25 protein-coding genes are annotated in these 15,887 nt (G+C 61.7%); 23 read left to right on the top strand and 2 right to left on the bottom strand.

All coding sequences use genetic code 11. The features are described 5' to 3' along the window. Positions 1-85: 85 nt before the first annotated feature. Positions 86-871, bottom strand: a complete 786-nt coding sequence (locus PSEMO_RS18355; protein ID WP_075804390.1) for a LexA family transcriptional regulator — start codon at positions 869-871, stop codon at positions 86-88. A gap of 106 nt (positions 872-977) precedes the next feature. On the opposite strand from PSEMO_RS18355, the gene PSEMO_RS18350 reads away from it, so the two are divergent. From PSEMO_RS18350 to PSEMO_RS18290, 13 genes are all read left to right on the top strand, one after another. After that, positions 978-1,184, top strand: coding sequence for a Cro/CI family transcriptional regulator (locus tag PSEMO_RS18350; RefSeq protein WP_075804414.1), 207 nt, complete (start codon positions 978-980; stop codon positions 1,182-1,184). A gap of 30 nt (positions 1,185-1,214) precedes the next feature. Then, positions 1,215-1,403: a hypothetical protein gene (locus PSEMO_RS18345; protein ID WP_004573832.1), complete on the top strand. Its 189-nt coding sequence runs from the start codon at positions 1,215-1,217 to the stop codon at positions 1,401-1,403. Positions 1,404-1,421: 18 nt separating this feature from the next. Continuing rightward, the gene (locus PSEMO_RS18340) at positions 1,422-1,601 is read left to right on the top strand and encodes a hypothetical protein (protein WP_075804389.1); all 180 of its coding nucleotides are present in this window, start codon (positions 1,422-1,424) and stop codon (positions 1,599-1,601) included. Between the two features lie 153 nt (positions 1,602-1,754). Then, a complete protein-coding gene (locus PSEMO_RS18335; RefSeq protein WP_075804388.1) occupies positions 1,755-2,747 on the top strand; it encodes a phage replication protein in 993 nt (330 codons plus the stop codon). Further along, positions 2,734-3,534: a hypothetical protein gene (locus PSEMO_RS18330; protein ID WP_256721157.1), complete on the top strand. Its 801-nt coding sequence runs from the start codon at positions 2,734-2,736 to the stop codon at positions 3,532-3,534. Before PSEMO_RS18335 ends, PSEMO_RS18330 begins: the two co-directional genes overlap by 14 nt. Further along, the gene (locus PSEMO_RS18325) at positions 3,531-3,785 is read left to right on the top strand and encodes a hypothetical protein (RefSeq protein ID WP_075804386.1); all 255 of its coding nucleotides are present in this window, start codon (positions 3,531-3,533) and stop codon (positions 3,783-3,785) included. The genes PSEMO_RS18330 and PSEMO_RS18325 overlap by 4 nt, the downstream gene beginning before the upstream one ends. Then, positions 3,778-4,248 (top strand): hypothetical protein, encoded by a 471-nt coding sequence (locus PSEMO_RS18320; protein ID WP_075804385.1) that lies wholly within the window; start codon positions 3,778-3,780, stop codon positions 4,246-4,248. Before PSEMO_RS18325 ends, PSEMO_RS18320 begins: the two co-directional genes overlap by 8 nt. Beyond that, positions 4,248-4,850, top strand: a complete 603-nt coding sequence (locus PSEMO_RS18315; RefSeq protein WP_178392019.1) for a recombination protein NinG — start codon at positions 4,248-4,250, stop codon at positions 4,848-4,850. Before PSEMO_RS18320 ends, PSEMO_RS18315 begins: the two co-directional genes overlap by 1 nt. Next, entirely contained in the window at positions 4,847-5,533 is a 687-nt protein-coding gene (locus PSEMO_RS18310) for a hypothetical protein (RefSeq protein ID WP_075804383.1), read from the top strand. The genes PSEMO_RS18315 and PSEMO_RS18310 overlap by 4 nt, the downstream gene beginning before the upstream one ends. A 291-nt stretch (positions 5,534-5,824) precedes the next feature. Next, positions 5,825-6,334 carry an acyloxyacyl hydrolase gene (locus PSEMO_RS18305; RefSeq protein ID WP_075804382.1) on the top strand — a complete coding sequence of 170 codons (510 nt, stop codon included), beginning with the start codon at positions 5,825-5,827 and terminating at the stop codon, positions 6,332-6,334. A gap of 62 nt (positions 6,335-6,396) precedes the next feature. After that, positions 6,397-6,768 (top strand): chemotaxis protein, encoded by a 372-nt coding sequence (locus tag PSEMO_RS18300; protein WP_075804381.1) that lies wholly within the window; start codon positions 6,397-6,399, stop codon positions 6,766-6,768. After that, positions 6,768-7,085, top strand: a complete 318-nt coding sequence (locus tag PSEMO_RS18295) for a hypothetical protein (protein WP_075804380.1) — start codon at positions 6,768-6,770, stop codon at positions 7,083-7,085. Before PSEMO_RS18300 ends, PSEMO_RS18295 begins: the two co-directional genes overlap by 1 nt. A gap of 45 nt (positions 7,086-7,130) precedes the next feature. After that, positions 7,131-7,322 (top strand): hypothetical protein, encoded by a 192-nt coding sequence (locus PSEMO_RS18290; protein WP_075804379.1) that lies wholly within the window; start codon positions 7,131-7,133, stop codon positions 7,320-7,322. A gap of 7 nt (positions 7,323-7,329) precedes the next feature. Here PSEMO_RS18290 and PSEMO_RS33870 read toward each other — a convergent pair whose 3' ends face one another. Then, a complete protein-coding gene (locus PSEMO_RS33870; protein ID WP_075804378.1) occupies positions 7,330-7,572 on the bottom strand; it encodes a Pathogenicity locus in 243 nt (80 codons plus the stop codon). A 44-nt stretch (positions 7,573-7,616) separates the two neighbouring features. Here PSEMO_RS33870 and PSEMO_RS18280 point away from each other — a divergent pair, with 44 nt between their 5' ends. From PSEMO_RS18280 to PSEMO_RS18230, 10 genes are all read left to right on the top strand, one after another. Then, positions 7,617-8,267, top strand: coding sequence for a putative metallopeptidase (locus PSEMO_RS18280; RefSeq protein ID WP_075804377.1), 651 nt, complete (start codon positions 7,617-7,619; stop codon positions 8,265-8,267). Between the two features lie 31 nt (positions 8,268-8,298). Further along, the gene (locus PSEMO_RS18275; protein WP_009397127.1) at positions 8,299-8,775 is read left to right on the top strand and encodes a DUF2280 domain-containing protein; all 477 of its coding nucleotides are present in this window, start codon (positions 8,299-8,301) and stop codon (positions 8,773-8,775) included. Continuing rightward, the gene (locus PSEMO_RS18270) at positions 8,750-10,078 is read left to right on the top strand and encodes a phage terminase large subunit family protein (RefSeq protein ID WP_075804376.1); all 1,329 of its coding nucleotides are present in this window, start codon (positions 8,750-8,752) and stop codon (positions 10,076-10,078) included. The genes PSEMO_RS18275 and PSEMO_RS18270 overlap by 26 nt, the downstream gene beginning before the upstream one ends. Then, positions 10,078-11,526, top strand: coding sequence for a DUF4055 domain-containing protein (locus PSEMO_RS18265; RefSeq protein WP_075804375.1), 1,449 nt, complete (start codon positions 10,078-10,080; stop codon positions 11,524-11,526). Before PSEMO_RS18270 ends, PSEMO_RS18265 begins: the two co-directional genes overlap by 1 nt. After that, positions 11,453-12,544, top strand: a complete 1,092-nt coding sequence (locus PSEMO_RS18260; RefSeq protein WP_081430277.1) for a minor capsid protein — start codon at positions 11,453-11,455, stop codon at positions 12,542-12,544. The genes PSEMO_RS18265 and PSEMO_RS18260 overlap by 74 nt, the downstream gene beginning before the upstream one ends. A gap of 328 nt (positions 12,545-12,872) precedes the next feature. Continuing rightward, the gene (locus PSEMO_RS18250) at positions 12,873-13,646 is read left to right on the top strand and encodes a hypothetical protein (protein ID WP_075804373.1); all 774 of its coding nucleotides are present in this window, start codon (positions 12,873-12,875) and stop codon (positions 13,644-13,646) included. Between the two features lie 3 nt (positions 13,647-13,649). After that, entirely contained in the window at positions 13,650-14,627 is a 978-nt protein-coding gene (locus PSEMO_RS18245) for a major capsid protein (protein ID WP_075804372.1), read from the top strand. 47 nt (positions 14,628-14,674) lie between these two features. Beyond that, on the top strand, positions 14,675-15,109 hold the full coding sequence (locus PSEMO_RS18240; protein ID WP_075804371.1) for a HeH/LEM domain-containing protein: 435 nt from the start codon (positions 14,675-14,677) through the stop codon (positions 15,107-15,109). A gap of 3 nt (positions 15,110-15,112) precedes the next feature. After that, the gene (locus PSEMO_RS18235; RefSeq protein WP_075804370.1) at positions 15,113-15,490 is read left to right on the top strand and encodes a hypothetical protein; all 378 of its coding nucleotides are present in this window, start codon (positions 15,113-15,115) and stop codon (positions 15,488-15,490) included. Between the two features lie 3 nt (positions 15,491-15,493). Beyond that, on the top strand, positions 15,494-15,886 hold the full coding sequence (locus PSEMO_RS18230) for a hypothetical protein (RefSeq protein ID WP_075804369.1): 393 nt from the start codon (positions 15,494-15,496) through the stop codon (positions 15,884-15,886). The last annotated feature ends 1 nt before the right edge of the window (position 15,887 follow it).

The following is a 15,887-nucleotide window of genomic DNA, read 5'->3' as shown; positions in this document are numbered from 1 at the left end:
TACTGCCTGGGCGGACGCTCCTTACTCTCGGCTACTCCAATCCCGTGCACCTTCTCATTCCTACGTTTCCTCAACAGGGCGGCGATCAGAGCAGGACCGAGTACCAGAACACCTTGCCCAGTACGCTGATGTTCTTCTCGGCTAACTCTTCAGCCGAGTACTCCTCATCGGGATGCTCGTCCTGATTGAAGCTGCGGAAGCGCAGACCGCCGCCCGGCATCCGGTAAAGCGTCTTTACCCGCAGCTCGCCGCCATGATCGATCGCATACATCTTCCCGTCCTTCACCGCAGTGCATGCGCGGTCGACACCGACTGTGCTGCCGTCCGGGAGCACAGGCTCCATGCTGTTGCCATGCACAGTCACGCACACGGCCTGGTCGAACTGTACGCCCTGGTTGCGCAGGGTCTGTTTGCCGAAGCGGAGTTTCCTGCTGCTCGATTTCTCTATAACGGTGCGTCCGGATCCTGCGGACAGCTCAACTTCCTTAAGGAACGGCACGTAGACCTCGTCGTCGTCCAGCGGGGTTTCGTCGTCCCAAACGGAGATCGGGCCGAGCATCGTCGCATTGGCCAGGGCAGGCACAGCTTTCGAGACGATCGATGCGGCAGCCGCAATTCCCTCAATCTCATCTGCCAACCGCTCACTGAAATCACGCACAGGCACTTTCAGGATGCGCGAGAACGCCGCCGCGACCTGCGCGTTTAGCGGGTTGACACCGTTCAGGTAGTGACTGACGGAGCTCTGATTCATTTCCAGCTGGTGAGCCAGCTTTTCCTGGGTCAGGCCCAGGTCTTTCTTCTTCGAATTGAAGATTGCCTTCAAGCGAAGGCATTCAGCTTTTCGGTCTTCGGAGAGCGCGCGTTTTTTCATGCGGCGAATCGTATTCCTAGCGGTAATACACGACAAACGCCGATGGCATTGAATTTTAAAAATGCCATAGGTAATATTCGGAGAAGAGAAACCCATGGAGAACCCCATGAGCCGAGTACACATCACGCAGTTCGCCAGTCAGCGCGGACAAGCAGAAGCCGCAGCGCTTCTTGGGATGACCCAGGGCGCCTTGAGCAAAGCTATCCGCGTTGGCCGGGTTGTTTTCGTCACGGAAAACGCAGACGGGAGCTTCAGTGCCGAAGAGATCCGCCCGTTCCCATGCCAAGTGGCCCTCAAGAAGACAGCCGCTTAACCCATTACCCAGAAAAGGAGCCTTTCCTGCATGTACGCCAACCCCAAGCACCTGCATGACCGCGAGATCAAGGTCCGGGTCGATGAGGACACGTTCAATTTGATCCAAGCGCTTGCCGCGTACCACCGCACCCAGCGTGCCGTGCTGTGCCGCGAACTGCTCGAAGCGCAGCTGGCTGCCCTGGCTTCGGAGAATACCGGCGATCAGACCGCAGCCTGAAGGCCGCGAGGAGGCCCTATGCCGACCGAACAATTCGGTCTGGATCCGGGCTCGATGGAATTGCTTGAGCGAGAAGCGAAGAGAAGGGGGGTAACCCCGGAAGCGCTTGCTGCCGAGTTGATTGATCGAGAGCTGGCCAGCCGAACAAAACCTCGAAATGCGAGGGGGACGGTTACGCCGTTCCAGCGCAGGGCCTGACCAGGCCCTGATAAGCCCGGAGAGCGGGCATCTACTGCTGCCCAAAGCAGGCAGCTATCTACCGCAGCGTTACGGGGGAAATCATGCATACCCGTGCACATCCTTTCAGCCAAGCGTCCTTCCAGCTGGCGCCGTCAGCGAAGAAGGGCTGACATGCAATACACCGTCACGATCAACCAGGCGAAGGCGCTCGAGTGGGGGCTCAACTCCCAGCAGGCGTTGCTCTTCGCGTTTGTCTACGAGGTACCCAGCTGGGCGAACTCGATGAAGACTGACGCAGGGATTTTCTACACCCTCAGCAAAGCGAAGATCATCGAGGAACTGCCGCTGCTGACCGACAAGCCTGACACTGCGTACCGCCTCTTGAAGGCGCTGAGCGAAGTCGGCTTGATCGAACTATCGAGCACTTCCAGCGTCACGCTGATCAGGCTGACCGCGAAAGGGAAGGAGTGGAACCGAAAGCAAGATGGGTCGGAAAAATTTCCGACCTCTAAGAAGGCGAGGGTCGGAAAAAAATCCGAGGTGGTAGGTCGGAAAAAAATCCGATCAGGGTCGGAAAAATCTCCGAGCGAGGTCGGAAAAAATTCCGATCCAAGGTCGGAAAAATCTCCGACAAATCAGGATACCAGTGATCATGGTACCAATCAGGGTACCAGTCACAATTTGCAGGACGCTCCGGCTGCGCCGCAGCAACCTGCCGTGCTGGCGGTCGTTCCGGTCGAGACGCCACGGTGTGAAATCCCAGCCGACATGCCGGGCCCGAAAGATCCATCCTGCAAGACCTACAAGTCCTGGGCCAACTACGCGATGGCCTACCGCAAGCGCTATGACGCCTGGCCAGTATGGAACGCTCGGGTCGCAGGACAGATGGGTCAACTCGTCGACCGCTTGGGCGTCGCTGTCGCGCACCACGTCGCTGCTTTCTTCGTAGGCATCAACGACTCCAAGCTCATCAACGGCTGCCATGGACTTGGCGACTTGCTTGCGAGGGCTGAGGCCTACCACACCCAGTGGGCGACCAACCGCCAGATGAATTCGACGACGGCCCGTCAACTGGAGCAGACCCAAGCCAACCTGAACGCCGGCCTCGAGGCCGCGCAGCGAATCATGGACCGCGCCGGAGGTCAGTCGAATGAGTTCCTCTAACCGCATGGCACCTGACCAGATCGCCCGTCTCGCCCTGGCCATCTGCGCAACCGCCGAGGCTTTGGGGCAAACCGTCACGCCGACGGCAGCCGAAGTCATGGCCGACGACCTGGCTGACTTCCCTCCGGATGTCGTCGCCGCTGCGCTCAAGGCCTGCCGCCGGGAGCTGACGAGCAGGCTGACCATGGGGGCGATCCTGCAGCGCATCCAGGCTGCTGACGGTCGCCCTGGGAAAGACGAGGCCTGGTCCATCGCGCTCTCCGCGAGCGACGAGTTCGAAACCGTGGTGCTCACTCCGGAGATCCGCCAGGCCATGTCCGCTTCGAGCCCGATCCTTCGCGCCGGGGACAAGGTCGGAGCGAGGATGGCGTTCATGAGTGCCTATGAGCGCTTGGTGACCTTCGCGCGCTCCGAGGCTGAGCCGGTGAAGTGGGAGGTTTCTCTGGGATGCGACCCCCAACGGCGAGTCACCGCGATCGAGGGTGCGGTTCGTTCGCAGTTAATCAGCCACGAAACCGGAACCCGGTATCTGGCTGACCTTCGCCTGGAACCGATCACCAGCGAAGGGCAGGCCATCGCTGGCTTGCTCACCGGCGAGGTGCGCCCGCAGGTGTCGCCTGAGCTTCGCGCAAGGCTGGACCAGGTCCGCGCAATTCTCTCGGCGAGCAATATCCGGAAGGACCAAGCCCGTCGCAAAGAGGCCCAGCGCCGCCGGGTCGAAATATACCTACGCAAGCGCAAGGCTCGTGAGGCAATCGAGGCCAAGGGCCTGAAGGTGAAGCAATGATCATCCTGAACAGCATGTCGCCTGCAGCCAGGTCCGCAGCAATGCGCGGAGGCATGGGTGGCTGGGGCCAGATCGGCGGCCTGCCGGGCCAGATCCGGTATCACGAGCCCGTCGACGCAAAGTCTCGCCGCCGTTGCGGCTGTGGCTGCCGCCGGCGCGCCACACACCGCGGCATGGCCAATGGCGTCTGCCTGACTATGGGTTGCGACCTATCGATGCGCCGCTGGGTGAAGGAGCCGAATCGTGACTGAAAAGATCAGCGTCAATAGCCAGGCCAAGCTGTCCGAGGCCGTGACCATGCTCACCCGCATGTTCCGCGACAAGAAGTTCGTCGTGGTCAGCATGCGCCCGGGCAAGGACCGCACCCTGGACCAGAACGCTCTTTGGTTCGCGATGTACGACCGGATCGCGAAGTCCACCGAGATGGGTGATGTGGAGGACGTCCGCCGGTACTGCAAACTTCACCACGGTGTGCCGATCATGCGCTCGGTCAGCGCCGAATTCCGTGAAGGCTACAACCTGGCGCTGCTGCACCTGCCGTACGAGATCAAGCTCCGCTGGATGGGCGCTTGCGCCATGTTCGGTCCCGACGGGTTCCCGGTGACTCGCCTATTCAATCGCGAGCAGGGTTGCATGTACACCGATCGCATCGCTGTCGAGTTCACAGCCAAAGGCGTGTTCTTCGGCGATCTGCTAGGGGAGGAGGCCGCATGATCCTTGCCAAGGAGATCAAGCCGAAGAAGTGCAGGGCGCCAGGTTGTGGAAAGCCCTTCAGGCCAACCATGAGCACCCAGAAGGTGTGCAGCATCGCTTGCGCCCGAGCCATAGCCAAAGACCCGAAGCTCCAGAAGATCGCGGCTAAGGCCATCACCAGGCAGGCCCGGGAAGACCTCAAGGAGAGACGGGAGAAGCTCAAGGATCGGCGCGAGCATATAGCCGAAGCACAGAAGGTGTTCAACGCGTACATCCGCGAGCGAGACGCTGGCCTGCCATGCATCAGCTGCGACTCGCTCCCAAGCGACCAAGACCTCATCACCGGCAGCCGTTGGGATGCCGGCCATTACCGGTCGGTAGGCGCTTGCCCGGAGCTGCGCTTCGAGCCGCTTAACGTCCACCGGCAGTGCGTCAAGTGCAACCGGAACCTGTCGGGTAACGCGATCGAGTACCGCATCCGCCTGGTGAAGCGTATCGGCGCCCACCAGGTCGACTGGCTAGAAGGGCCTCATAAGCCCCAGCGCCTGACCATCGAAGACCTGCAGGCCATCAAGGCGCTGTACAGGCAAAAACTTAAGGACCTTAGGAGGGCAGCAGCATGATCTACTCGAGTGTATCCGGAGCAGTGGTTGCCGCCCTGGCGGCAGGTGAGAAAGGCGCGGCGAAGGGCCAGGCCTGGCAGAAGCTTTACAACCCGAACGAGGAGGAGGGCGGCTGCCTCGCTTCGCTGTCGTCCACCAGTGGAGATCTGGACCGAACCCAAGTCGACTACTGGTTGGCGGCGCGCATTCACCACCAGCTGATCCCGCGTCACTGGGACGCCTTGGTGGCGAAGTACGGCACCAGCAAAGCAATGAAGGTCAAGGCGATCGCTGCGGTGAAGCCGTTGATCCCGAGCCCCGCCAAGCCACTGTTCGTGTTCAAGGCAGTCACGGCCTGGGCCATTCCTAAGCTACCAGGGGCATCGCGAAAGGGTGCCAAGGCGGTATCTGTGGACATTCCACTGGATACTCCGGCATGGCGTCGAGAGGCCCTCATCAGGGCCGCGGTTGCTGCTGGAGTCGCTGGCAAGAAGCGCGTCGAGGCCGTGGAGGAAGATGTGATCATCCTGCCCGACAGTTTCTACGACATGAACACATGGGATCTGGATGCCGCACCTGAGTCCACCCGGCGGCGCTGGAGGGCAGATATCAACGAGAGGTTGAACGAGCTGGTGGCAGAAGCGCTAGGGGAGGTTCAGCGCATTCTGGAAGCAGAAGGGTTGCTCATGAGTCACGCCGCGTAATTGGCTGTTGACACCGGTGAGCGATTGAGCGAAATTATCACCATCCTGTCATTCCTGCGCGTGTTGAGGAGTGGCACACATAACCCGGCCATCGTGTCGGGTTTTTTGTTGCCCGTAGGAAAGCGCATGCGGTTGTCTACCACGGCTATTTCAAGCATCTTCGCCGCTGATCGCTATAACAGCCAAACCTCGCGGCATAGACGCCAAAAAAGTGGTTCAAAGGTGCTGAACGTTTTGATCTCACTTTGCTTCTGATAGCTTGCTAACAAACAACCATGGAAGACCGTGATCATGAAAACATGTATCGCTGCGGCGATTTTCAGCCTCTTTGCCGCCTCAGCTGGCGCGGCCGAACTCTCTGGCGCCATCGGCGCAACTGGCCAAGGTGGCATCACTGCCCGCATAGGCCTTGGCTTCAACTGGGATAAAACCTGGCTCGAGTCGAGCACCGGGCGCCTAACTGGCTACTGGGATGCAGGTTACACCTACTGGGAAGCAGGCGATGCTTCTGGTGGTGCGCATTCGCTGTCCTTCTCCCCGGTCTTTGTTTATGAATTCGGCAGCGGTAACGTGAAGCCATTCGTTGAGGCTGGCATCGGCCTTGCGGTCTTCTCTGGTACATCTGCAGGTGACCAGGACTTTGGTTCGGCCTTCAACTTCGAAGACCGCATCGGTGCGGGCTTGAAGATCGGCGAGACGCAGAAGGTTGGTATCCGAGCGGTTCACTACTCCAACGCTGGTATCAAGCAGCCGAACGACGGCATCGAGTCGTACTCCCTCTTCTACAGCCACCAGATTTAACATTTTCTGCGTAGCTCCCGTTGCCCGCCTTGTGCGGGCTTTTTCATTTCTGGAGATCTTGGATGGACCCGACCGACCTCGGCCCAGGCACAGCCACCTGGCTGGGCGGCACGGGCACTGTATTGCTGGGTGGCTTCCTCTGGCTGCGCAAGTGGCTATCCCGGGATGCCACCGACAGGGCGATGGAGACCGCCGACATTGGTGTCGTCCGGCGTCTGAACGAGCTGCTCGACATCGAGCGCGGGGCCCGGAAAGAGGCCGAGGCCCGTGCTGACCAGTTCGCCAAGGAGCGAAATGACCTGGTAGCGACAGTGGGGCGCCTGGAGGGGAAGATCGAAGCCCTGTCCAGCCAGGTCGGCCAGCTCAACGAGCGTGTAGCCGCGCAAAGCGATGAGATCGCCCGTCTGCGCGGAAAGCTGGGAGGTGCTTCCTGATGGACAGATGCGCACTTGAATTCATCGCCCGCCGCTGGTGGCGCCGAGCAGAGGTCTGGATCATTGCCGCACTGCTGGTCAGCGGTGGAGCGGTGCTGGGCTGGCAGTCGGCCTACTGGGCCATGACCAGCACCCAGGCCAACCAGGTAAAGCAGATCCGCGAAGCCTATGACGCTGCCATGGCTGAGCGCGACCAGCGCCTGGATGAACTGACCTGGAAGGCGGAGAACGCCGCAGCCAAGGCATCCAAGGCCGCAACGACCGCCAACCAGGCAGCCGATAAGGCGGACGAGGCCCTCAATCGGGTATCGCCGTAGTCGCGCCACATTCCAAGCAGGCGCCGTTCGTGGCGCGGAGATCCTATGACGAATATCACTCGCCTCCAACACGCCTTGCCGCTCTCGTCCGATGTGGCTGCCGCAACCAATGAGCTCGATTCAGCGCTGATCAAGGCGATTGATTCAGCCAAGGAAGCCGGGCTGCCTCAGGGCCTGATCGTCGCCATCCTGCACGGGCATGCCCATGCCGAGACGCACAGGATGGTGATCAAGTGATGCTGCGCTATTCGCTAAGTGAGCTTTTCGCAAAGTCGACGGCGGCGGTAATTGCTGCTTTTGCTTGAGGGCTATTTCTCCAGCATGTCGAACCCAATGCGGCAGATGCCCGGATCAGGATGTCGTTAACGCTGGCCCTGCTTAGCTCAGACAGGGATTCAATTCCCATCTGCTCAAGCCGGGTAATGACCGTTGGCCCTACGCCCTTGAGCTCCAATAGTGCAGCACGTTCCTTCGGTGGAAATGGCATTAGTGAAATCCTTATCTGATTAATGGGCTCCGGAAGATTGCCTCATGTTGGAAGTTGCTGCCACAACCGGCTGGAGGACAAGCACTTTGGTTAGACCATTACCACCGGTTGACCTGCTCGAGTCACTGCAGCTCGTGCTTCGCCCGGCTCCCGAGGTATGGGGGTGGATACAGCGCGAGATCCTCGCTGACACCGGAAGCATCCATAACCCTGAGCATGCCCATCTGATTGACGCCAACATCGGCGTGCTCTGGGCATCGACAGGGTTCGCTAAGCAGGGGCGGGTGGTTCTGGGGCAAGCCGAACAGCTGATGTTCCGCGCCGGTGGATGGCAGAAGGCCCGGCAAGAGCAGCAGATGCGCCAGTGGTTCGGTGAGGAGCCGACCTACCTCATCACGCTGGCAGCCGACTACTGCGCCCAGTGCACCGACGCTGAGTTCTGCGCCCTGGTCGAACACGAGCTGTACCACATAGCCCAGGCGACTGATGAGTACGGCGCCCCCAAGTTCACCCAAGACGGTATGCCCAAGCTCTACCTGCGCGGCCACGACGTAGAAGAGTTCGTCGGGGTGGTTCGCCGCTACGGTGCCAGCGATGACGTACAGCAGCTGATCGACGCTGCAAGCCGGTCGCCCGAGGTGGCCAAGATCAACATTTCGAGGGCCTGCGGAACCTGTCTGCTCAAGTCGGCCTGATGTGAGACAGGCATGAGACGGAACCCAATCTATGGCAGCCCTGAAAAGCGATGTGAAAGCCTTCATCGTTCAGGCTTTAGCGTGCTTCGACACGCCCACCCAGGTCTCACAAGCTGTAAAGCAAGAGTTTGACATCGATGTGACCCGCCAGCAGGTGGAGCAACACGACCCGACCAAGCGCGCCGGAGCCAACCTGGCAGCTAAGTGGCGGACCTTGTTCGAGGACACTCGCAAGCGCTTCCGGGAGGAGACGGCGGAGATCCCAATCGCCAATCGTGCATTTAGATTGCGTGCCTTGGGTCGGATGGCTGAGAAGGCCGAGAGCATGAGGAATATGGCGCTGACTGCCCAACTGCTGGAGCAGGCCGCCAAGGAATGCGGCGACATGTACGTCAACCGCAAGATCGAACCCGACAAGCCCCTGGGCTCCCAGGCGGACCAGCAGCACGCAGTTGCTGAGTACAAGCTGGAGCCAGACGAAGGTGTCCCGACTACCCCGTACCTATGACCCGCCGGTAAAGTTGACGCCGAAGCAGGCGAACATCTACGTCTGGGGCTTTCAGCCTGAGGCGCGCTTTCGTGATGCGGTGTGCGGGCGTCGATTCGGCAAGACCTTCCTCGGTAAGGCGGAGATGCGCCGCGCGGCCCGGTTGGCTGCGGAGTGGGGTGTGAGCGTCGAGGACGAGATCTGGTACGGCGCGCCGACGTTCAAGCAGGCCAAGCGGGTCTTCTGGCGCCGGCTGAAGCAGGCCATCCCTGAAGCGTGGCGCGCGACCCGGCCGAACGAGACCGAGTGCTCGATCACACTGAAGTCCGGGCACATCATGCGTGTGGTCGGCCTGGACAACTACGACAACTTGCGGGGCTCCGGCCTGTTCTTCGTCCTGGTGGACGAGTGGGCGGACTGCCCGTGGGCAGCCTGGGAAGAAGTGCTCAGGCCAATGCTCTCGACCTGCCAGTACACGATCCCCCAGACCGGGGAGTCGAGAAAGGGCGGGCATGCGCTGCGGATCGGTACGCCGAAAGGGTTCAACCACTGCTACGACACCTATCGCGACGGGCAGCCGGGCGGCGAGCCGGACCACAAGAGCTGGCAGTACACCTCGCTGCAGGGCGGCAACGTCCCGGCCGATGAGTTGGATGCCGCCCGCCGCAAGATGGACCCACGAACATTCCGCCAGGAGTATGAGGCCGGGTTCGAGAACTACGCCGGGGTGGTGTACTACACCTTTGATCGGGCCGAGTGCCGCACCAGCGAGCGCGTCAAGCCGGGCGAGGCGGTGCACATCGGCATGGACTTCAACGTCATGAAGATGGCTGCGGTCGTGTACGTGGTCCGGGACGGCCTGCCGCTGGCGCTGGATGAGTTCCACTCGGTCCGGGATACGCCCGAGATGATCGAGAAGATCAAGGTTCGCTTCTCCGGCCACAGCGTCTCCGTGTACCCCGACGCCAGCGGGCAGAACACCAGCAGCAAGAACGCCAGTGAATCGGACCTGTCCCTGCTCAAGAAGGCCGGCTTCACTGTGGTGGTCGACTCGCAGAACCCCGGCGTCAAGGATCGCATAAACGCGGTCAACTCCATGTTCCTCAATACCTACGGGGAGCGGCGCCTGAAGGTCAACATTGACCAATGCCCGCAGCTGACCCAGTGCCTGGAGCGGCAGACCTACACCGACAAGGGTGAGCCGGACAAGGATCCGAAGAAGGGGCACGACCATATGAACGACGCCGCGGGCTACTTCATCGCCAAGCGGTTCCCGATCAAGACTCAGTCCGCCGGCACCCGCCGCATCGGAGGTTTGGCGTAATGCCTGTTCAATCCAGCAACCCAGACTACGACGCTCACATCGAAGAGTGGCGGATGATGGACGACGCCCTGGAGGGCGAGGGCGCTATCAAGCGCAGTCCGCGCAACCTGCCCAAGCCCAGTGGCATGGTCGAGGCGGAGAAGCTCGATGGCCAGGCCAATGCCTACCTGTACCAGAACTACACTGCTCGGGCGCAGTACGAGCATTGGGTGCGGGATTCGCTGCGTTCGATGATGGGCCTGGTCTCGCGGCTGATCCCCGAGGTGAAGCTGCCTGCGGGCCTGAAGGGTCTGGAGGACAACGCTACGGCCGACGGCTTCGGGCTGACCCAGCTGTTCCTGCGAATCGTGCGTCAGGCCATATCCCACGGCCGAGTGCCGCTGGTGGTCAACATCGACGATGCCGGCCAGCCGTACTTCGCCACCTACGCAGTACGCAACGCCATCAACTGGGATACCGCCGATCAGGGTGGCCGTCAGGACCTGGTGCTGTCCGTCTTCCGCGAGTTCCGGCGCAAGGAGCAGGACCGCTACAGCCACGAATGTGAGACGGTTTACCGCGAGTTCTACATGGACGGAGCGGTCTGCCGCACAGGTGTGCGCAACGAGGCTGGCGAGCTGATCGAGGACGACCGCCCGCTGGGTACCGTCGATGGCAGTAACAACCTGGTGCGCGGCCTGGACTACATCCCGGTCATCTACTGCGGATCCACCGACAACTCCCCGGACGTGGACGAGATCCCGTTGCTGACCATGGCCCGGGCGGCGCTGAAGTCGTACCAGCTCAGCGCCGACTACTTCACGGCGCTGCACCAGACCAGCCACCCGCAGCCGTGGGTGTCCGGCCTAGACGAGAGCGTTGAGCTCAGCGTCACTGGCCCGTCGGCAGCCTGGGACTTGGGCCCCAGCGGGTCGTGCGGCTACTTGGAGTTCCAGGGCGCTGGCATCCAGGCCGTCCGCACGGCGATGGAAGACCAGAAGAACGCAGCCCTTGAGGCTGGCGCCAAGGTCATGGACGTGTCCGGCACGGAATCGGGTGAGGCCCGCAAGACCCGGCAGAACGACCAGCACGCCACGCTGCACAGCATTGTCATCACTGCTGCGGCCGCGATCGAGCAGGCCCTGCGGTATGCGGCGGAGTGGACAGGCTACGACCCGGACGACGTCGTCTTCACGGTCAAGCCCGAGTTCGTGATCCCAGAGGTCAACGCCCAGGTCCTGGCAGAGCTGCAGAAGAGTGTCATGGCCGGCACCATCAGCGCCGAGACTTACTGGCAGTACCTCACCACTGGCAAGCTGCCCGAGCGCCCCTACGACGAAGAGGCTGAACTGATCGGCGACGAGCACGGCGCGGGCGTCAATCTGGACAAAGACGATGACGACGAAACCGGAGCAAACGGCGGACGAGAAGCTGCTGGAGCAGGTCAGCCGCCACTCGGTGCTGCTTGAGCGGCTCAAAGCCGGCGAGGTCAAGAAGTTCGAGACCTACCTGCGCCGCGCTGACACCCATGTTCGCGACCAGCTCACCCGCAAAGAACTGACCACCTATGGCCGGAGCCGGCTTGAGGAGTTTCTCGGACGGGTGGGCGGCAAGCTTCTGGAGATCTACAAGGCCTTCAGCGACCGGATGCAGTCTGACCTCGTCGACATCGCGCAATACGAAGCTGCATTCGAGGGGCGCAGCCTGGCGAAGGCGCTGCTGATTGACGCGGTCATGCCGGCGGACTCGCTGCTCAGGGCGGCGATCAACACGCAGCCCCTGCAGGTGGCCGGGGTAGATGGCGGCAAGCTGCTCAAGCCATTCCTGAATGGATGGACGCGCATCGAAGCGGACAGGGTAACCAACACCATTCGAATGGGGGTCGTCCAGGGCCAGACCAACGCCGAGATCACCCAGGCCGTGCGCGGCACTGCGGCGCAGAACTTCACCGATGGCGTGCTGGCCGTCACGAACCGGAGCGCCCGGGCAGTCGTCCAGACCGCAGTCCAGCATGTGGCCACCACGGCGCGCATGGAAACGCTCAAGGCGAATGCCGAGGTGGTACCTGGCTATCGGATCGTCGCCACCCTGGACCGGAAGACCAGCGCGCAGTGTCGGAGCCTCGATGGTCGCGAGTTCGAGATGGGCAAGGGGCCGGTGCCTCCGTTCCACATCCACTGCCGGACCACCATCACGCCGATTACCAGGTTGTCGGCGCTGTTCGGGCAAGGCGCTACGCGGGCGGCCGTTGGAGCAGGCGGTGGCGGGCAGGTCTCGGCAAGCCTCAGCTACTACCAATGGCTTAAAACGCAGCCTGCGGCGTTCCAGGACGCTGCGCTGGGGCCGGTGCGGGGCAAGCTGTTCCGCGATGGCGGGCTGACGGCCGAGCGCTTCGCCGCCTTGCAGCTGGACAAGAACTTCAAGCCACTGACGCTGGACCAGCTGAAGGAGCTGGCGCCGCTGGCCTTCGAGATGGCAAGGTTGTAGCCTATTGGATCCAACCTTTTGAGGTCCCACAATGTATATCCCGTTCAAAGCCAATGACTCCGACGGAAACATCCATCACCTGCGCGTAGAGTACGCTAACACTGACGAAACTCTCAGCAACATGCTGCGCGTGGTCGATCGAATGGAGCAACCGGTCCAATTCAACCGATCCGTGCATGGCATCGGAAGATTTGTTCTACAGGATGGGACCAAGTTGGACTCTAACGATAAGTACAGCCCCACCTGATAGCAGCTTCAACAAAAACCCGCTTCGGCGGGTTTTTTTATGCCCGCAAGGCGGGCCCATCAGTCCCAAGGGGATAGCCACATGCCTTTTGACTTTGACCCGGCCGCCCACGGCCTCACCCTCGACGAAGCCCAAACCGCCGCGCTGAAAGCGGCCCTGAGTGGCGACGTACAGAAGTACCTTGACAGCGAGGTCTCTGGCCTCAAGGCCAAGAATCAGGAGCTGATCGGCTCCAACAAGACCATCAAGACCGAGCTGGACAAGCTGAAAGGGCAGTTCGATGGCCTGGACATCGACGCGGTCAAAGGCCTGCTGGCCAAAGCCGGCCAAGATGAAGAGACCAAGCTGATCGCCGAGGGCAAGCTGGACGAGGTCATCAGCCGCCGCACTGAACGCCTGCGCACCGACCTGGACAAGCAGGTGAAAGCCGCCAACGAGCGCGCTGACAAGGCCGAAGCCTTTGCTGCCAAGTACAGCGACAAGGTGCTGGCTGACTCCATCCGCGCTGCCGCCATTAAGGCCGGCGCGCTGCCCGAGGCTGCCGAGGACATCATCCTTCGCGCCCGCGGCACCTTCAAATTGAGCGAAGACGGCGAGCCCGTTGCCACCGACCGTGCCGGCGAAGTCGTGTACGGGAAGGACGGCAAGACCCCGCTGTCTCCCCTCGAATGGGCGGAATCGCTGCGCGAAACCGCTTCCCACCTGTGGCCAAGGGCGCAGGGTGCCGGGCAGACCGGCGACAACGGTGGCAAGGCCACGAAGAAATGGGGCGAGTACACCGAGGCGGAGCGCGCTGCGATCGCCCGTGACAACCCTGAAGCGTACAAAAAACTTCAAGCCACCCGAGGGACCTAACCCATGGCATCTACCCAACTGTCGGACATCTTCGTTACCGACTACTACAGCACCCTGGAGCCGGTGAACTCTCCAGAAAAGACCGCCGTTTACGAGTCGGGCATCATCACCCGCTCGGCCACCCTGGATAACATTGCCAAGAACGGCCAGGGCACTTCCGAGATCAGCTACTGGCAGGATCTCGACGCCGACGAGGCGCCGAACATCTCCAACGATGACCCTGATGACCAGGGCGCTGTCGGCAAGGCCGAGCAGGGCAGTATGCGTGCTCGAACCCTGTATCTCAACAAGGGCTACGGCGTATCCGACCTGACTGCCGAGCTGGCTAACTCCGAACCGATGCAGCACGTCCGCAACCGTTTCGGCACCTACTGGACCCGTCAGTGGCAGCGTTACCTGATGGGCGCCGGCCGCGGCATCATCGCAGCCAACATCGCCCAGAACGGCGGCGACATGGTCAAGGATGCGGGTGCCTCGATCAGCGCCAATGCCTTCCAGGACGCTGCCTTCACCGCAGGCGATGCGGCCGACATGTTCGGCGCGATCGGCGTGCACTCGGTGGTCATGAACCAGATGGTCAAGCAGGACATGATCGAATACCTGCGGGACTCGCAGGGCAAGATCATCCTGGCTACCTACCTGGGCAAGCCGGTGTTCATGGATGACGCCCTGACCTACGCGCCTGGCCAGTTCCTCTCGCTGTTCTTCGGCCAAGGTGCTTTCGGCTACGGCGTTGGTAGCCCCAACAAGCCTGAAGAGCTGGAGCGCAAGCCCGGCGGCGGCAATGGTGGCGGTGCCGAGGTCCTGTGGGAGCGCAAGACCTACATCCTCCAGCCGGCCGGTTTCAGCTGGCAGGGCAGCGAGAACCTCAACCTGAGCCCGACCGCTGTCCAGTACGCGTCGGCAGCCAACTGGAAGCGCGTCTTCGACCGCAAGCAGGTTCCGTTCGCCGCCGTCATCAGCGGCACCGCCACCCCTTGACCCCATGATGCGGGGCGTCGGCCTGGCGCCCTGCGCAGGAGATCAGCATGAAAGTCATCTACACCAACACCCCGGGCAGCGAGCGCGGCACCTGCTATCGCCGCCTGGATCAGTTCTTCGGCGTGATCGACGGCGCAACGTCGGTGTCCGTGCAGGGCGATGCTCCGCACATCGGCGAGGCGTACCAGCGCCAGGGCATCAGCGTGAGCGAGATCGAGGAAGGCCTGCGCCTGGACGGTCCAACCGTCGCTCAGTGGGTTGCGGAGGGCTATAAGGCGTCGGCCTACCCGCCGAACGGCTATGCCCCGGTAAGCTGCCAGGCTGAGATCGACAAGGCGATCGAGGAAGAGGGCGGCGACGAGACCGACCCTCACAAAATGAAGGTGCCGGAGCTCAAGGAGTGGCTGACCGCCCAGGGCATCACCTTCGACTCCGCCCTCAACAAGCCCGATTTGCAGGCCCTGATCCCGTCGAAGGAATAAGCCATGACCGACTTCATCACCGTCGCTGACGTCGACCAGAAGCTCGGGCAGGGCTGGGCAGGTGACGGTGATGCAGTCCTCGCCGTTACCATGGCGAATGCTTGGCTCACGGCCAAGATCAAGCGAGCAGTGCCAGAGCCGGTGCCGGACGCAATCACCACCGCCGGCGCTCAGGTCGCGAAACTTGCGGCCGAGGGAAAGTTGTACAAGGACACTCAGCGCGAGATCCAGAGCAAGACAGTCTCGGCCCAGTCTGGCACGTCGACCAGTAAGACCTATGTTGCGGGCTCCGTCGATAGATCCACTGGCGAGAACTTCGCCCTCGATCTGGTTGCCCCATGGATGCGCCGCTCAGGCACCGTGATGCTCAAGAGGATTTGACCTATGGGCATGCGCGAAGAGATCCAGGCCGACCTGGCGGAAGCGTTTGATGATCCTGACGGCCTAGCTGATGCCGTGCGACCAGTAGCGGGCAGTCGGACCATTAAGGGCGGATATGACCCGGAGATCGGCGGAACGGTGCCAGCGTCGACCATCCATTACACCGGGCGCGGGGTGTTCGGCAGCTACTTAGCCAAGGAGATCGACGGCACACGCATCCAAACAGAGGACGTGAAACTTCTGATGCTCCAGAACGAGCTGGTTTTGGCAGTGGACGGATCTCCGTCCGAGACCACGGCCACTCCCAAGATCGGCGACCAAGTTAGCGGATACCGCGCCCTGAACGTGTCCGAGGACCCGGCCCAGGCGACCTGGACTATTCAGCTGAGGAAGTGAT

Origin of the sequence: Pseudomonas putida, assembly GCF_001941965.1 — a bacterium.
Classification (GTDB): domain Bacteria; phylum Pseudomonadota; class Gammaproteobacteria; order Pseudomonadales; family Pseudomonadaceae; genus Aquipseudomonas; species Aquipseudomonas putida_L.
This window is presented reverse-complemented; position numbering and strand designations above follow the sequence as displayed.

What these genes read in the sequence shown, in the direction of transcription:
- PSEMO_RS18295 (WP_075804380.1), top strand. Translation starts at nt 6,768, where the DNA reads ATGGACAGATGCGCACTTGAATTCATCGCCCGCCGCTGGTGGCGCCGA.
- PSEMO_RS18340 (WP_075804389.1), top strand. Translation starts at nt 1,422, where the DNA reads ATGCCGACCGAACAATTCGGTCTGGATCCGGGCTCGATGGAATTGCTT.
- PSEMO_RS33870 (WP_075804378.1), bottom strand. Translation starts at nt 7,572, where the DNA reads ATGCCATTTCCACCGAAGGAACGTGCTGCACTATTGGAGCTCAAGGGC.
- PSEMO_RS18325 (WP_075804386.1), top strand. Translation starts at nt 3,531, where the DNA reads ATGATCATCCTGAACAGCATGTCGCCTGCAGCCAGGTCCGCAGCAATG.
- PSEMO_RS18310 (WP_075804383.1), top strand. Translation starts at nt 4,847, where the DNA reads ATGATCTACTCGAGTGTATCCGGAGCAGTGGTTGCCGCCCTGGCGGCA.
- PSEMO_RS18335 (WP_075804388.1), top strand. Translation starts at nt 1,755, where the DNA reads ATGCAATACACCGTCACGATCAACCAGGCGAAGGCGCTCGAGTGGGGG.
- PSEMO_RS18330 (WP_256721157.1), top strand. Translation starts at nt 2,734, where the DNA reads ATGAGTTCCTCTAACCGCATGGCACCTGACCAGATCGCCCGTCTCGCC.
- PSEMO_RS18345 (WP_004573832.1), top strand. Translation starts at nt 1,215, where the DNA reads ATGTACGCCAACCCCAAGCACCTGCATGACCGCGAGATCAAGGTCCGG.
- PSEMO_RS18305 (WP_075804382.1), top strand. Translation starts at nt 5,825, where the DNA reads ATGAAAACATGTATCGCTGCGGCGATTTTCAGCCTCTTTGCCGCCTCA.
- PSEMO_RS18355 (WP_075804390.1), bottom strand. Translation starts at nt 871, where the DNA reads ATGAAAAAACGCGCGCTCTCCGAAGACCGAAAAGCTGAATGCCTTCGC.
- PSEMO_RS18250 (WP_075804373.1), top strand. Translation starts at nt 12,873, where the DNA reads ATGCCTTTTGACTTTGACCCGGCCGCCCACGGCCTCACCCTCGACGAA.
- PSEMO_RS18265 (WP_075804375.1), top strand. Translation starts at nt 10,078, where the DNA reads ATGCCTGTTCAATCCAGCAACCCAGACTACGACGCTCACATCGAAGAG.
- PSEMO_RS18300 (WP_075804381.1), top strand. Translation starts at nt 6,397, where the DNA reads ATGGACCCGACCGACCTCGGCCCAGGCACAGCCACCTGGCTGGGCGGC.
- PSEMO_RS18245 (WP_075804372.1), top strand. Translation starts at nt 13,650, where the DNA reads ATGGCATCTACCCAACTGTCGGACATCTTCGTTACCGACTACTACAGC.
- PSEMO_RS18350 (WP_075804414.1), top strand. Translation starts at nt 978, where the DNA reads ATGAGCCGAGTACACATCACGCAGTTCGCCAGTCAGCGCGGACAAGCA.
- PSEMO_RS18280 (WP_075804377.1), top strand. Translation starts at nt 7,617, where the DNA reads ATGTTGGAAGTTGCTGCCACAACCGGCTGGAGGACAAGCACTTTGGTT.
- PSEMO_RS18275 (WP_009397127.1), top strand. Translation starts at nt 8,299, where the DNA reads ATGGCAGCCCTGAAAAGCGATGTGAAAGCCTTCATCGTTCAGGCTTTA.
- PSEMO_RS18230 (WP_075804369.1), top strand. Translation starts at nt 15,494, where the DNA reads ATGGGCATGCGCGAAGAGATCCAGGCCGACCTGGCGGAAGCGTTTGAT.
- PSEMO_RS18290 (WP_075804379.1), top strand. Translation starts at nt 7,131, where the DNA reads ATGACGAATATCACTCGCCTCCAACACGCCTTGCCGCTCTCGTCCGAT.
- PSEMO_RS18260 (WP_081430277.1), top strand. Translation starts at nt 11,453, where the DNA reads ATGACGACGAAACCGGAGCAAACGGCGGACGAGAAGCTGCTGGAGCAG.
- PSEMO_RS18240 (WP_075804371.1), top strand. Translation starts at nt 14,675, where the DNA reads ATGAAAGTCATCTACACCAACACCCCGGGCAGCGAGCGCGGCACCTGC.
- PSEMO_RS18235 (WP_075804370.1), top strand. Translation starts at nt 15,113, where the DNA reads ATGACCGACTTCATCACCGTCGCTGACGTCGACCAGAAGCTCGGGCAG.